Annotated in this window: 12 protein-coding genes, 1 tRNA gene and 1 pseudogene; 12 read left to right on the forward strand and 2 right to left on the reverse strand. The window is 61.7% G+C overall.

Translation table 11 applies throughout. From position 1 onward, the window contains the following. Positions 1-135 precede the first annotated feature (135 nt). The 10 genes and pseudogenes from AC0L3A_RS06495 to AC0L3A_RS06540 all read left to right on the forward strand — a co-directional run bounded on the left by AC0L3A_RS06495 (position 136) and on the right by AC0L3A_RS06540 (position 10,088). Positions 136-912 carry an ABC transporter ATP-binding protein gene (locus tag AC0L3A_RS06495; protein ID WP_473253851.1) on the forward strand — a complete coding sequence of 259 codons (777 nt, stop codon included), beginning with the start codon at positions 136-138 and terminating at the stop codon, positions 910-912. Further along, positions 909-1,631, forward strand: a complete 723-nt coding sequence (locus tag AC0L3A_RS06500) for an ABC transporter ATP-binding protein (protein WP_219679838.1) — start codon at positions 909-911, stop codon at positions 1,629-1,631. The genes AC0L3A_RS06495 and AC0L3A_RS06500 overlap by 4 nt, the downstream gene beginning before the upstream one ends. Beyond that, complete coding sequence (locus tag AC0L3A_RS06505; RefSeq protein ID WP_473253852.1) at positions 1,628-2,638, forward strand: branched-chain amino acid ABC transporter permease; 1,011 nt, start codon at positions 1,628-1,630, stop codon at positions 2,636-2,638. Before AC0L3A_RS06500 ends, AC0L3A_RS06505 begins: the two co-directional genes overlap by 4 nt. Next, positions 2,635-3,720 carry a branched-chain amino acid ABC transporter permease gene (locus tag AC0L3A_RS06510; RefSeq protein WP_473253853.1) on the forward strand — a complete coding sequence of 362 codons (1,086 nt, stop codon included), beginning with the start codon at positions 2,635-2,637 and terminating at the stop codon, positions 3,718-3,720. The genes AC0L3A_RS06505 and AC0L3A_RS06510 overlap by 4 nt, the downstream gene beginning before the upstream one ends. A 136-nt stretch (positions 3,721-3,856) precedes the next feature. After that, on the forward strand, positions 3,857-6,967 hold the full coding sequence (locus tag AC0L3A_RS06515; RefSeq protein WP_473253854.1) for a bifunctional diguanylate cyclase/phosphodiesterase: 3,111 nt from the start codon (positions 3,857-3,859) through the stop codon (positions 6,965-6,967). A 1-nt stretch (position 6,968) separates the two neighbouring features. Continuing rightward, complete coding sequence (locus AC0L3A_RS06520; RefSeq protein ID WP_473253855.1) at positions 6,969-8,024, forward strand: sensor domain-containing diguanylate cyclase; 1,056 nt, start codon at positions 6,969-6,971, stop codon at positions 8,022-8,024. 74 nt (positions 8,025-8,098) lie between these two features. Continuing rightward, positions 8,099-8,175 (forward strand) — tRNA-Arg (locus tag AC0L3A_RS06525). A gap of 231 nt (positions 8,176-8,406) precedes the next feature. Beyond that, positions 8,407-9,102, forward strand: coding sequence for a HipA family kinase (locus tag AC0L3A_RS06530; protein WP_473253856.1), 696 nt, complete (start codon positions 8,407-8,409; stop codon positions 9,100-9,102). After that, positions 9,099-9,473, forward strand: a pseudogene (locus tag AC0L3A_RS06535) (DUF3037 domain-containing protein); the annotation flags it as partial. The gene AC0L3A_RS06530 and the pseudogene AC0L3A_RS06535, both read left to right, overlap by 4 nt. A gap of 471 nt (positions 9,474-9,944) precedes the next feature. Next, complete coding sequence (locus tag AC0L3A_RS06540; RefSeq protein WP_473253918.1) at positions 9,945-10,088, forward strand: DUF3606 domain-containing protein; 144 nt, start codon at positions 9,945-9,947, stop codon at positions 10,086-10,088. A gap of 51 nt (positions 10,089-10,139) precedes the next feature. On the opposite strand, the gene AC0L3A_RS06545 is transcribed toward AC0L3A_RS06540, so the two are convergent. Beyond that, positions 10,140-11,864 (reverse strand): DNA methyltransferase, encoded by a 1,725-nt coding sequence (locus AC0L3A_RS06545; RefSeq protein ID WP_473253857.1) that lies wholly within the window; start codon positions 11,862-11,864, stop codon positions 10,140-10,142. A 712-nt stretch (positions 11,865-12,576) separates the two neighbouring features. Here AC0L3A_RS06545 and AC0L3A_RS06550 point away from each other — a divergent pair. Together AC0L3A_RS06550 and AC0L3A_RS06555 are read left to right on the forward strand one after the other, a co-directional pair. Then, the gene (locus AC0L3A_RS06550; RefSeq protein ID WP_473253858.1) at positions 12,577-12,807 is read left to right on the forward strand and encodes a DUF6894 family protein; all 231 of its coding nucleotides are present in this window, start codon (positions 12,577-12,579) and stop codon (positions 12,805-12,807) included. Between the two features lie 307 nt (positions 12,808-13,114). Then, positions 13,115-13,330, forward strand: coding sequence for a hypothetical protein (locus tag AC0L3A_RS06555; RefSeq protein ID WP_473253859.1), 216 nt, complete (start codon positions 13,115-13,117; stop codon positions 13,328-13,330). 103 nt (positions 13,331-13,433) lie between these two features. Here the strand turns inward: AC0L3A_RS06555 and AC0L3A_RS06560 are convergent, their stop codons facing one another. After that, complete coding sequence (locus AC0L3A_RS06560; RefSeq protein ID WP_473253860.1) at positions 13,434-14,351, reverse strand: hypothetical protein; 918 nt, start codon at positions 14,349-14,351, stop codon at positions 13,434-13,436. Between the last annotated feature and the right edge of the window lie 270 nt (positions 14,352-14,621).

Here is a 14,621-nt window from a genome sequence, read left to right on the forward strand (position 1 = left end):
TGCCATCCCCAGATCCTCTTCAGATGTCTCTTAGAGAATCGCAGATTCGCGATTTACGCAAAGCCCTCGCAAGCGGGGGAGGGGGCGCAGCGTGATCGCGGATACACTTCCAACCAAACCCGATCGAAAGTCTCGATGACGCTCTCCCTCGAAACCCGCGACCTCACCATCCGCTTCGGCGGCCATGTCGCGGTCAACAACGTCACCTGCAGCTTCCGGCCGGGCGAGCTCACCGCGATCGTCGGCCCGAACGGCGCCGGCAAGACCACTTATTTCAACCTGATCTCCGGTCAGCTCCGCGCATCGAGCGGCAGCATCCTGTTCGACGGCACCGACATCACCCAGCATTCCGCGCCGATGCGGACGCGCGCAGGCCTGGGGCGCGCCTTCCAGCTCACCAATCTCTTTCCGAATCTATCGGTGGAGGAAAACGTCCGCCTCGCCGTGCAGGCCGCTGACGGCACTCACTACGACATGCTGCGGCCCTGGATGGTCCGCCGTGATCTGATTGCGCGCGCCGATACGATCCTGGATCAGGTCGCGCTCGGCGGCCGCCGCGGCGTCGCCGCCACCGCACTGTCGCATGGCGACCAACGCAAGCTCGAGGTCGCGCTGATGATGGCGCTCGAACCAAAGGTGTTCATGTTCGACGAGCCGACCGCAGGCATGAGCATCGACGAGGTGCCGGTCGTGCTGAACCTGATCGCGCAGCTCAAGCAGGACAAGAGCAGGATCATCCTCCTCGTCGAGCACAAGATGGACGTGGTGCGATCGCTCGCCGACCGCATCATCGTGCTGCATAACGGGCAGCTTGTTGCGGACGGCCCTCCGGCCGAGGTGATCGCATCACCGATCGTGCAGGAAGCCTATCTCGGCGTCGCGCCCGATAAAGTTGGAGGGAGCGCAGCATGACCGATCTGTTGAAGCTCTCCGGTGTGCACACTCATATCGGCCGCTATCACATCCTCCAGGGCATCGATCTCGCTGTCGCGCAGGGGCAGACAACGATGCTGCTCGGCCGCAACGGCGCCGGCAAGACCACGACGTTGCGCACCATCATGGGCCTCTGGCAGGCCTCCTCCGGCGAGATCAGACTCGCCGGCGAGCGCATCGAGAGCCGCGCGACGCCCGACATCGCGCGGCTCGGCGTCGGCTACGTGCCGGAGAGCATGGCGGTGTTTTCGGATCTCACGGTGAAGGAAAATCTGGTGCTGGCGGCGCGCGACGGGCCGCTCGACGACACCCAGCTCGACTGGATCTTCGGCTTCTTCCCCGCGCTGCGCCGGTTCTGGCTGTCGCGCGCGGGAAGTCTCTCGGGCGGACAGAAGCAGATGTTGTCGATTGCCCGCGCCATCATCGAACCGCGCAAGCTCCTGCTGATCGACGAGCCGACCAAGGGGCTGGCGCCCGCGATCGTGATGGCGCTGATCGAGTGTCTGAAGGAGATCAAGCGCAAGGGCGCTACCATCCTGATGGTCGAGCAGAATTTCTTTGCGGCCCGCGAGCTCGGCGACGACGTGCTGGTGATGGACAACGGCACCATCGTCCATCGCGGCGAGATGGCGGCCTTGGCGGCCGACGTGCCGCTGCAGGAGCGACTGCTCGGCCTGAGCCTGGAGACGCATCAATGACCGAGCTCGCCGCAACCGATCCGCTGCCGAAGCCCAAGCGCGACATCGCGCCGATCCTGCTGCCGATCGCGGTCGCCCTGGTGATGATTCCGCTGATCGGCTCGCCCAGCACCTGGCTGACGCTGACGGCCGCGAGCCTCGCGATGGGCATGATGATCTTCATCATGGCCTCCGGACTCACGCTCGTGTTCGGCCTGATGGACGTGCTCAATTTCGGCCATGGCGCCTTCATCGCGGTCGGGGCCTATGTCGCGACCCTGGTGCTGGCGCCGTTCGCGACCTCGCTCCAGGTGGATTCGCTGTGGATGAACCTCGCAGTGCTGGCGCCGGCGGCATTGCTGTCGATGGCGGTCTCCGGCGCGCTCGGCCTGATCGTCGAGCGGGTGCTGATCCTGCCCGTCTACGGCCAGCATCTGAAGCAGATCCTGATGACGACGGGCGGCCTGATCGTCGCCGAGCAGACGCTCTATGCGGTGTGGGGGCCGCAGATCATCCCGACGCCGCTGCCGACGTCGCTGCGCGGTTCCTTCATCCTCGGCGACGTCGCGATCGCGAAATACCGCGTGCTGGCGACGCTGATCGGCCTTGCCGTCTTCATCGCGATTCAGCTCGTGCTCAACCGAACCAAGCTCGGGCTTCTGATCCGCGCCGGCGTCGAGAACCGCGAGATGGTCGAGGCGCTCGGCTATCGCATTCGCCGCCTGTTCCTCGGCGTGTTCATGACGGGATCAGCGCTGGCCGGCCTCGGCGGCGTGATGTGGGCACTGTATCGCGAGCAGGTCCACGCCTCCATGAGCGACGACCTCACCGTCTTGGTCTTCATCGTCGTCATCATCGGCGGGCTCGGCTCGATCGGCGGCTGCTTCATCGGCGCGATCCTGGTGGCGATGATTGCCAATTACGGCGGCTTCCTGGTGCCGAAGCTCGCCCTCGTCTCCAACATCCTGCTGATGGTCGCCATTCTGATGTGGCGACCGCGCGGCCTCTATGCGGTGACCAGCCGATGATGATCCTGTCAGGCGACCCGCCGCGCAACCGCGTGCTCACGCTCGTTCTCGTCCTCATCATCCTGGCGCTGGTGACGACGCCGTTCCTGTTCCCCGGGGCGAAGGCGCTGAACGTCGCGGCCAAGATCTGCGTCTTCGCCGCGCTGGTCGCCTCCTACGATCTGCTGCTCGGCTATACCGGCTCGGTGTCGTTCGCCCACACCATGTTCTACGGGATCGGCAGCTACGCGATCGCGATCGCGCTGTACGGGATGGGTCCGCATTGGGGCGCGGTTGCAACCGGCATCGTGGTCGGCCTGCCGCTTGCCGCGCTGCTTGCGCTTGCGATCGGGCTGTTCTCGCTGCGGGTGGCTGCGATCTTCTTTGCCATGATCACGCTCGCGGTCGCATCCGCCTTCCAGGTGCTGGCCTCGCAGCTGTCCTGGCTGACAGGCGGCGAGGACGGACGCAGCTTTCAGCTGCCCGAGCTGCTCAGGCCCGGCACGGTGCTGATCTCCAAGAACGTGCTCGGATTCGAGTTCAACGGCCGCATCCTGACGTACTATCTGGTGTTCGCCGTCTCGGCCCTGATGATCTTCGCTTTGCTGCGGGTGGTGAACTCGCCGTTCGGGCGCGTGCTGCAGGCGATCCGCGAAAATCGCTTCCGCGCCGAGGCGCTCGGCTTCCGCACCGTCTTCCACCTGAGCTACGCCAACTGCATCGCCGCACTGGTCGCCGCCGGCGCCGGCATTCTTAATGCACTGTGGCTGCGCTATGCCGGCCCCGATACCTCGCTCAGCTTCTCGATCATGCTGGACATCCTGCTGATGGTCGTGATCGGCGGCATGGGCACGATCTACGGCGCGATCATCGGCGCCACCATCTTCATCCTCGCCCAGAACTATCTGCAGTCGCTGATGGGCGTCGCCTCCAAGGCGGCGTCGGAAGCCGGCCTGCCGCTGCTGCCCGGACTGTTGCATCCCGACCGATGGCTGCTGTGGCTCGGGCTGCTCTTCATCGCCAGCGTCTACTTCTTTCCGACGGGCGTGGTCGGGCGGCTGCGTAATCTCGGCAGCGACAAGAGCGCGGGCAGCTCGCATTAACGCGCGATTCATGATGCAGCGCGGCGGCTCGCTGGACACGACTGCGATCACGCAACGAGATTAACGCTCAGGTAACTGGCTTTCCTAAGCTTTACGCCATTTGTGTGCTGTATTCCTGTCCCTCCAGGGAGGGGGAATGCGCCAGGTCTTTGCAGGAATTGCAGCCGGAATGTTCCTAGCCGCGAAGTACGGCTGGGAGGCAGCCATTCGGCGCGGACCGGTGCTGTGGCTCACTTTGTGCGGCGTGTTGCTGGTCGCGGGGATCTTCGCGGTGACCGCCATGGCCGTCGGCGAATTTCGCGAACGTACCCTGACCAACCGCGAGCGCGAGCTGGAAAATACGGTGCAGCTGATCGCGCGGCACTTCGATCAGCAATTTGAAGATTCCGACATCGTCGCCGCCGATGTGATCGGGCAGATGAATCTGCCGGAGATCAGTTCGGCCGCGATGTTCCGCGAGCGCATGTCCGGACCCGCGACGAACCAGATGCTGCGGAGCAAGATCGGCCCGGTGTCCTACCTCGGCGACATCGCGATCTACGATGCCGACGGCGAACTGATCAACTGGTCGCGGCCCCAGCCGCTGCCCAAGATCAACATCTCCTCACGCGCCTATTTTCAGACCTTCAAATCGAATCCGATGGCCGAACCGGTGGCGCTGGAGTCGGTCCGCAGCTTCATCATCGGAAAATGGACCACGATTGTCGCGCGTCGGCTGAGCGGCGCGGACGGCAGCTTCTTCGGCACGATGGTCCGCCGGATCGATCCGGACAGCTACCAGAACTATTTCGCGTCCGTTGCGCTTGCGGAGGGCACGGCGATCTCGCTGTTCGACCGCAATGGCAAGATGCTGTCGCGCTACCCGCATGTCGAAGAGCTGATCGGCAGGGACTTCAAGGACGCACCGCTGATGCGCAAGATGCTGGCCGAAGGTGGCCGGCACACCCTGCGCGTCAGGGGCCCGATCGACGGCGACGAGCGCCTCGGCTCCGGGGCCTCGCTGTCGCATTTCCCGCTGGTCATCGTCGCGACCAACACCACGAGAGCCGCGCTGGCCGACTGGCGGCAGCAGACCGGTTTCATGGTCACCACCGCTGCGCTTTCGGCCACCGTGATTGCGCTGATCCTGTTCCTGATCGTTCGCCAGATCAACCGGCAGAACCGTGAGGCGCAGCAACGGCTGGAAGCGGAGCGCGGGCGGCTCGACACCGCCTTGAACAACATGTCGCAAGGATTGATCCTGTACGATGCCGCCGGATACATCGTCACCTGCAACCGCCGCTACGCCGATATGTTCGGCCTCTCTCACGATGTCATCAAGCCCGGCTGTCACATCCGCGAGGCGATGTATCATCGCAAGGAGCGCGGCGCGTTCGAAGGCGATGTCGAGGCATTTTGCGCCGACGTCATGAGGATCGTCGCTGAGGGCACGGTCTCCACGAGAAGCCATCACTTGCCGAGTGGCCGAGCTTTCCAGGTCATCAACACTCCGCTCGCGCAGGGCGGATGGGTGGCCACGATCGAAGACATCACCGAGCGGCGCAAGCTGGAGCAGGAACGCGACCGCAACTACATGTTCCTGCGCGAGATCATCGACCACATCCCGTCGCAGATCACCGTGAAGGATGCTCAAACGCGGCAATATCTGCTGGTCAACCGGACCGCCGAAGAGCAATTCGGCCAATCGAGTGAAAACATCGTTGGCAAGACTCCCTTCGACATATACCCGGATGCCTCCGCCCGAGTCGTCACTGACGATGACAGCAAGGCGCTGAAGTCGGGCGAGAGATTGTTCAAGGACGAGCATGCCTGGCAGAGCCAGGCCAAGGGGATGCGCTACATCACCTCGACCCGGATCGGAATCCGCGACGAATCCGGCGAGCCGCGTTACCTCATCAACGTCGTCGAAGATGTCACCGAACGGCGGCGCGCCGACGAGAAGATCGCGCATATGGCGCATTACGATGCGCTGACCGACCTGCCCAACCGGGCGCTGTTCCGCGAGCAGATCGAGCGCGAACTGGAGAAGGTCGGGGGCGGCAGCCAGTTTGCGCTGCTCTATATCGACGTCGACGAGTTCAAGGGCATCAACGATTCGCTCGGTCATCACGTCGGCGACGAGCTGTTGAAGGGAATCGCGGCCCGCATCCGCAGCTGCCTCGGACCGGGCGACCTGATCGCGCGGCTCGGCGGCGACGAATTCGCGGTGATCCAGACCGGGATCAAATCATCCGCCGACGTGGTGTCATTCGTGACGCGGATCTTCGAGGCGATCCGCCGGCCCTATCATTGCTTCGGCCATCAGCTCTCCACCGACGCCAGCATCGGCATCGCCATGGCACCGCAGGACGGCACCGATCTCGACCAGCTCATCAAGAATGCTGATCTCGCGATGTACGGCGCCAAGGCCGAAGGACGCCGCACTCACCGTTTCTTCGAGCCGGAGATGGATGCGAGCGCCAAGGCGCGCCTGAGCCTGGAGCAGGATCTGCGCCAAGCCCTGGTGAACGGCGGCTTCGAGATTCACTATCAGCCGCTGGTCGACCTGCGCACCAACGAAGTCTCGGGATGCGAGGCGCTGCTGCGCTGGCGGCATCCCGAGCGCGGCATGGTGTCGCCGGCGGAGTTCATCCCGATTGCCGAGGACACCGGCTTGATCAACGAGCTCGGCGACTGGGTGCTGCGCATGGCCTGCAACGAGGCCGCGACCTGGCCGGCGCATGTGCGTGTCGCGGTCAACGTCTCGCCGGTGCAGCTCAAATGCGAGACGCTGGCACTGCGGATCGCCGGCGCGCTCGCGGATTCCGGACTTGCCCCGTGCCGGCTCGAGCTCGAGATCACCGAGGCCGTGCTGATCCGCGACGACGAGGCGGCGCTCTCGATCCTGCACCAGCTCCGCGCCATCGGCGTGCGCATCGCGCTCGACGATTTCGGCACCGGCTACTCCTCGCTCAGCTATCTCAAGCGCTTCCCGTTCGACAAGATCAAGATCGACCGCTGCTTCGTCGCTGATATCGCCGAGACGAGCGGCGCGCCTGTGATCGTGCAGGCGGTGGTGAACATCGCCGCCGCCAGCAACATGACCACGGTCGCGGAGGGCGTCGAGACCGAGGCGCAGCGCGAGATGCTGCGCGCGCTCGGCTGCACGGAGATGCAGGGCTATCTCTTCAGCAGACCGAAGCCGGCCAGCGAAGTGCGAAAGCTGTTCGGCCCAAACCACGCCTTGCCGGTGGCGGCGGTGGCCTGACATGGCGAAGCCGGGGAAAACGTCAGCCAAGACGGTCGACGTTGCGGATTCCTACGCCGTGCGGCTGATGCAGCATCTGGTGGTGCCGACCTTCGTGATCGACCCCAAGCGCCGCGTGGTGATCTGGAACAGAGCCTGCGAGCGGCTGACCGGCGTTGCCGCCTCCGAGGTGATCGGCACCAACAAGCACTGGCAGGCCTTCTACGAGACCAGGCGCCCTTGCCTCGCCGACCTCGTCGCGCTCGACCGCCCGGAACAGCTGCCGGAGTTCTATTCGGAATATGCCGCGCGCGGCCATAACGGGCTCGGCTTCAGCGCCGAGAACTGGTGCGTGATGCCGAAGCTCGGCAGCCAGCTCTATCTCGCCATCGACGCCGGCCCCATCCACGACGAGGCCGGCCATCTGATCGCGGTGGTGGAGACTTTGCGCGACCTTACCGACCAGAAGCGCGCCGAGATGGCCCTGAAGGAGCTTGCCAGCAAGGACGGGCTGACCGGCCTGTCGAACCGCCGCGCGTTCGACCAGATGCTGATGAGCGAATGGGCCCGCGCCCAGCGGACGCAGAAGCCGGTGGCGCTGCTGTTCGTCGATGTCGACCATTTCAAGCTGTTCAACGATCGCCACGGCCACCAGAGCGGCGACGAGTGCCTGCGCGCGGTCGCGTCCGTCGTCAGCCGGCATGCCGTGCGCCCGCTCGATCTCGCCAGCCGCTATGGCGGCGAGGAATTCGCGCTGATCCTGCCGGACATGGATTGCGATGCCGCCTGCGTCATCGCGGACGAGATCCGCTGCGCCGTGATGGCCTTGCGGATTGCCCATGACGCCACCGGGGCCGGCGACCACGTCACCCTGAGTGTCGGCGTCGCCAGCCACGTTCCCGGCGAAACCGACGGCAGCCCCGACCGGCTGCTGGGCGCCGCCGACCAGGCGCTCTATGCGGCCAAACGGCTCGGCCGCAACCGCATCATGTATGCCGAACGGCTGCTCGCCGAATTCGCCAAGCTCGGGCGGGACGGCGTACCGGTTCCTGGCCGCGCGGCCCGTAAATCAGCCTAGCCCAAATCAGCCTGGCAGAAGACGGCGGAAGCGGTTGCCCGCCCCCCGCCAATCGGCTAAATGAACCTCGACTAGCACCCGTAGCTCAGCTGGATAGAGCGTTGCCCTCCGAAGGCAAAGGTCACACGTTCGAATCGTGTCGGGTGCGCCAGTAAAATCAGAGACTTAGTTCAGTTTTGTTTTGCTTTGATGTCTGCCGGGTAAGCACCGGGTAAGCGGCAGGGATTGCTTGACAGGTCAATTGGGAAACTCCTCGCGTGAGGGATGATCGGTGATCCGCCGCGCGACTGCCGTTGGCTTCTCTCGCCAAGCCGTGCCGGGCCGTACAAAGCCGCTCCGCGTTACAATCCTGACTGACGACGGCGTCGAGCACGAGGCCGTTATGAAAATCTCGACAGGCATCGAGTTAGGCATTGAGGCGCTCATGAACGAGATGCTCGGATCCCTAATTGCTGCTGATGCAGGACTAACCGTTCAAGAGCCGTTTTTTGTTGATCTGTCGGCTGAGTTTTGCGCCTCAATTCCTTTTCCAGCCACGCAAGCACGTTTGGCTTCGTCATGCTCTCTGGCTTTCGCGTGCGCTGACGCCGGCAAACAATGGAGGGGTTGGAACGCGACCGACCGAATCTCGCCAGCTCAGGAGGCCGTCGCCCTTGCAACAATAGCCTTCGATGCCTTCGTCGGGAACGACGACCGGAGGCCGGGCAACTCAAATCTTCTAGTGAAGGACCAGGCTTGGCGCCTGATCGACCACGAAAGCGGTTTTTCATTTCGGCTGAAGCTTTTCCCGCGATGCGAGCCCTGGATCATGGGTAACCTAGCGGGGATGATTGCACCAGGCGCACCTAGTGAGCACATCTTTGCGAGCCATCTGGCAGGGAGGAAGACATTAAGCTTCGCTCCTATTAAAACTATCTGGCAGAGCTTTTCTGACGCGCGTCTGGCGCAGTACGACGCTATATTGCCGGAAGAGTGGAGCGCCACTCGACCGCATCTTCTGGACGCCCTAGATCACATCAGAAAGGTGCGTGAGACGGCTGATCAATGCCTGGCCGAACTTCAACGGATACTGTCATGAACCGACATCCATATACGTACAGCATCCTCCGGTATCGTCACGACCCTATTGCCGGCGAGCAATTGAACGTGGGCGTGGTCATGCACTCACCTGAGAGGCGCTTCCTTGGTGCACGCTTCCGCAAGAATTACGGTAGGCTCTCCAAAGCTTTCCCGGATGTGGATGGCTCAACCCTGCGCCAAGATCTGGGCCGGATCGAAAAAGCCTTCGAGAAGTTGACGAAAAAAGAGGGTGGCGACTTGCTCTCCACCGGGAGCAACGCTGGAACGTTCGCGACGAAAATCGTCGGGCCGGACGACGGCTCTCTTGTGTGGAGCGAGCTTGGATCTGGGACAACCGAGAATCCCGACGCCGCCCTTGAGAAGCTGTTCTTCCGTTTTGTTACTCAATACGAAGACACGGCCGCGCCTCGCAGGACGGACGCCGATATCTGGCGCCCCGTTCGAGACCGGCTATTAGAGCTGAAAGTAGCCTCCATCTTGGAGAAGAAGACAATCGCGTCGTCGAAAGACGAGGTGGAGTTTGAGCATGCTTGGAAGAATGGCAAGTGGCACTGCTACCAGCCTCTTTCGTTCGATCTTGCAACTATAGACGGCATTCAGGAAAAGGCTGCCCGTTGGGTCGGTCATATGGTCGGCCTTTCGTCTGCGTCAGAGCAATTCCATCCTTACTTCATCATTGGAAAGCCATCTGAGCCGGCACTTGAATCTGCCTATCGTCGTGCAGTGGATTTTATCGCCGATGCACCGCTCCGACCCACGATCATCTCGGAAGAGGAAATTGAGACCTTCGCCAATGATCTCGCAGATCGAGTGCACTCGCACGACCGTCAGCCTCCCTCGATGATGATCAACATGCACGAGCCGCACGAAGTGAAGTACTGGACTCACGCCCTTGGAGTGACCGCGGAAGAACTGCGGAAGGTCGTCGAAAAGGTTGGCACCTCCGCGGCGGCAGTTCGTAGAGAACTAACGCGGGCGTCGTGATCGACCCACCTGGTCGTCGCCTTAGTCGCCTGCCGAACCGGACGAGCCGCTTTAGCCGAACCGCCGAAATCTTGGATCGACGTGAACGCCTTCCTGCGGCTTGATGATCTCGCCACCAAACGGAAAGATCATCTCGATCTGATCGGCGTGCGCTCGCTTCCGACCTGCCGGCCGCTTGCGCTCCGGCTGTGGCAGTGGCGGAAGCGTCGGCATGTGCCCAGCAATAATGTCCGAGACCGATACGACCTGCAGACGGGGCAAGCGGCCGTGCGCTGATTTGCGGACAAATCCCGCACTCGCCGCTTCTGACAACATTGACGAAGTTGGCTTTGCAAGGGTGACCATGACACCCATCTCGGCCTCTTCTCGCTCGATGACACCCCGGAGGTCGCGCACCATCTGCACTCCGATGTGCTCACCGCCCTTCACTGACGCAATGATGCGACCAACGCCGTAGGGGCCGTTATGAAAGTAGATGTTGCCGTCGATTCCACGGTCCGCGCCCTTCTTATCCTCTCGGTAGGTCTGAGATCCGAGTTTCCAGGCCGCCCACCACTGAAACTGATACTTGTCGCGTCGCGCCAGCTCACGCGCGCCGGCCATGTCCGTCGGTCTGCCGTACACTGAATAGTCGACCGTTGGGTATTTTGCCTTGAGCCGGCCTTCGATCAGAGTCATTGCATAGTGAGCGACGTCGATGCCGATCCAGTGGCGGCCGTTTTTCTGAGCACTCTCAAGACTAGTTCCGCAACCACAGAACGGGTCCAACACTACGTCGCCTGGCTTGGACGAGGCCTGTATGATTCGATCGAGCAGCGCGAGGGGCTTTTGAGTTGGGTAGCCCAAACGCTCACTCGCTTGCGAGTTCAAGGCGGCAATATCGAATACGCAGTCTTGGATCGGATTTCCTTCGCCAGGTCGCTGCTTGATCCGCGGGAAGCTTTCGCCACCGGACCTGGATTTCGGCCAGTAAAGCTGTCCCTTCGCCTCGAGCGCGGTTAGCTTTTCCTGGGGCGACATTTCTGAAAAATGTGAGATGCCTACCCCAGCGGCCTCCGGAATGGCCCAGTGACGTCCTTTCTCCGTCGGGCTGTGACCGCGCCAGGGCTCTCCAGAACTCCCTTTTCGCGTGCCTGCACCGGTTGCACTTACATCTTGAAAGGATCCCCGCTTGTCATGCTGACGATACTTCTCAGCGAGATAATTAGGCTCGTACGGTTGGAAAATACGATTCCACTGCAAATTGTCACTGCCGGAATAAAACAGAAGGGTGTCGTGCACCGGCGCCCACCGTTTCGCGCTGCCGTGCGCGCCAGTTCGCTTCCAGATTATTTCGTTCTGAAAGTTGGAATGGCCGAAAACGGCGTCCAGCACCAGTTTAAGATAGTGGCTCGCTGTCGGATCGCAGTGCAGATATAATGAACCGTTGGGCTTAAGCACTCGCCGAAGTTCGGTAAGCCGCGCTGCCATCATTACGATGTAGGCCATCATCGCATTTTCGCCGAGCCATTTCTTGAGGCTTGACACTACCAGGGCGACATCGCCATTCGCATCGATCACGTCGGCATAGGCGTCCCTGGCCGCCTCCGCCCATTCCCACGAGTCACGAAACGCTTCCACCTGCGCGTCGGACTCCTGCCCAGTGGGCGACCGGAAGAGCACGTTATAGTTGGCATCTGAGTTGAAGGGCGGGTCAAGATAGATCAGATCGACCGACTCGTCTTTTACGTGATCCCGCAAGACCGTCAGATTATCGCCGAAAAACAGCTTGTTCATAATCAGCCCCACGAAAGGGCCGATCCTCCCGTAAAGGGCGAGCGTTCGTTAGAGAACAAACAGTGATAGCGTTACGATTTTCGTAAAAGAGGTTAATGCGCCCGTGTGGTGGGTGCTCGATGCCCATCCCGATACGCGCCGCTGTGTGCAATTGACTATCTATTTTTGAGGAACCGGCGCCTAGTGGTACCATCACCGGCCCATCACGGCGTTTATCGGTGACTGAGAGCCCCGTGCTCCCGCCAAATACGCGGAGCCATCTATGGTCAAGCTCACCTCTTCCCTCACGGAACGCCTGACTCAATTAGCGAGCACCGCTCGCACGCGGGCAGAGTCGACACCTCCGGGGCCCAAACGGGAAGCTTTATTGAAGGCCGCGCAGCTGAGTGAGAACGCCCTCCATATTCAGCAATGGCTGAGCTCCACGGGCTTGCGCAAGCCAACGTAGGTATATCTCATCGATGCGCCGCCGTGGTCTTGAGAACAGATGGCATTTCGCGCGCCGTCTTCCGCAAGCAATAGCGGCTTCTCTCTGAGGCGATTCGGCGCGATGATGGGTGGTGTCCCCAATTCAAAATGTCGCCGTGTTAGATCACGGTAACCGCGGGTCGCTCGCCAGCCCCGCCGGCGCACTGACCCTGTCGTTTTTGGCAGGTGCGGGCCGTCCTGACATGTGGGCATGATCGCGGCTAAACCACGAGGGCCCGCGCTTATGCGACGTTACTACTTCCCGATTTTCCACAAAGGCGAGACCCAGGCAGACGATGTGGGGGAGCTATTTCGCTCGGCTGAAGTAGCCGCCCAATACGGCGCCCGTGTCGCCCGGGATATAGCCAGCGATCCCGCATATGACCGTAATGCGGGCACGCTCGTAATCGTGGTTGATGGCACCGGCGCCGAGGTGGCGCGGCATAGGGTTGCTAGTTTTGCAACCGCTGTCTAGCGCGAGGCGTCGAGCGTTGCCGTCAACGAAGGAGATGCGAGGAGGGCGCGCGATGAGCGACTACAGCGAGAGCCACTCTCAAGTCAGCTTCCCTCCCAACATTCTGAAAAGAAGCGAGTGAGCGCGCTGGACTGGCTACTGGCCTGAACTCTTGCCCGGAGAAGGTCAGCGGCGGCACCGCCTCGGCCGGCCTTCGGAAGAATCTGAAAACGTCAATAGCTCTGCCCCGCTCTCCTCTAAGAACATCGTGCTTTGCGAGCTGCCAAAAATCCATCGATGATAAGCTTAGAAAAAGGAGCTGACCATCATGAACAAGTTGCTCACCAAGGATCGTGCGAAGTTCGTCGCGGGCGTGACCGGCTGCATTCTTTCCGCGGGGACAACTCTTTTCGCGGCTCCGCACAGTGCAGCGAGCGCGATTATTATTGCTGCCGGCGCCAGCCTCGCAATCGCGGTCCTGGGTATTCATTCCGCATGGGAGGAGCGACATGACTGGACTCTTTGGCAGGACCCAGCCTGCTAGAGATCAGTCGGGACGGCGCCTCAGAAGACAGTCTGAGCACCATTGATTCCGAATGAAGGGCCGCCAGCGTGGACCGGCGGGCCTCCACCTCGGTCTTGTCAGTTCACGCCCAGAGGCCCTCCGAGACAATCTCGACACGCGACATGGTCCCGTCGAGGTAAGCTGGCGCGTCGAGAGGCAGCGGCGTACGAATGTCGCCGTAGGTCTTGAAGGGGTTTTCGCGATTGTGCGCCGTCACCATGGCCTTGACGCACGCCGGCACGCCAGCGCGATTTACGCGGCGCTCGCTTAGTTCAAGAAACGTGTTGTTCACAATGTCGTCGCGCGCGCTCCGCGAAAGATATCGAGGAGTGAGGCTGTACAGCCATTCGACATCGCCAGCCCGAGGAATGTAGACCTCAATCTCACTGCTCGGCCTCGGCGTGTCGACCTCCGGCAACTTGATGATCACGGGGGTGATGCGCACGACAGCTTGGCTGCTCGTTAGTGTGTTGCGCGCTTGCTGTGTCCTGGCGTACTGATACTGGAGCTGCGCAATTTCTGGGTGCTCGATCTTCAATCGTCGCAGGGTCGGCATCGAGACAATCGACTTACGATTGCCTGCGCGACTGGTTATATCCGTCCCTGACATTCCGGTGATGAACGCGCGCTTGATCTCCTCGATCTTCGCTGGCGTGACCTCGATGCCGCGCCTGATAGTTTCGTGATTGCAGGAGCGGCAATAACGTCTGCCGCGTCTGTCCGTAATCAGGGTTTCCGCAAGTACGTGTCCGCGCCGGCAATGCGTTGATGTCTCCGTGTAGATTTTCTTGCCCTTGCGATTGTTCGCCAGCTTCCGGTTGTGTTCAACTAGGCCCAACGCCTTTGCAGCCCACTCAGGATTCAGCTCGCAATGCTTCTTAAAGGCTTCAGCCGAGCAGATCGGAGTGCCATTGGCGCCTCCAACGATCATGCGAAGGGAATCGCCTCTTTCCAGGCGCGTCATAAAAGCGTTGGCCTCATTAGCGTTCATCGTGAACACGGCTTCGCCGGAAATTAAAAGCTGGAGGCAAGGATTACATACTCGCGGAGCCTTGGTTCCGGCTCGGAAGCTCGACAAGGGCAAGTCTTGCTCGCATCGACGACACTGTTTCATCACGACGTCTCCATTTGGCGCGGAATGCGCCTCCCGGAGCCGAATCCTGAATCGCGGCGGTGCGTGGACCAGTTTAGCCATCAGGAGTTCTCATTCATCGCGGATGGGATTTGAGTCGGCCAGGCGCGAGCCGACCGCAGGCCCGCCGGCATGAGC

The sequence above is a fragment of the Bradyrhizobium sp. MI1.3 genome, assembly GCF_055811695.1.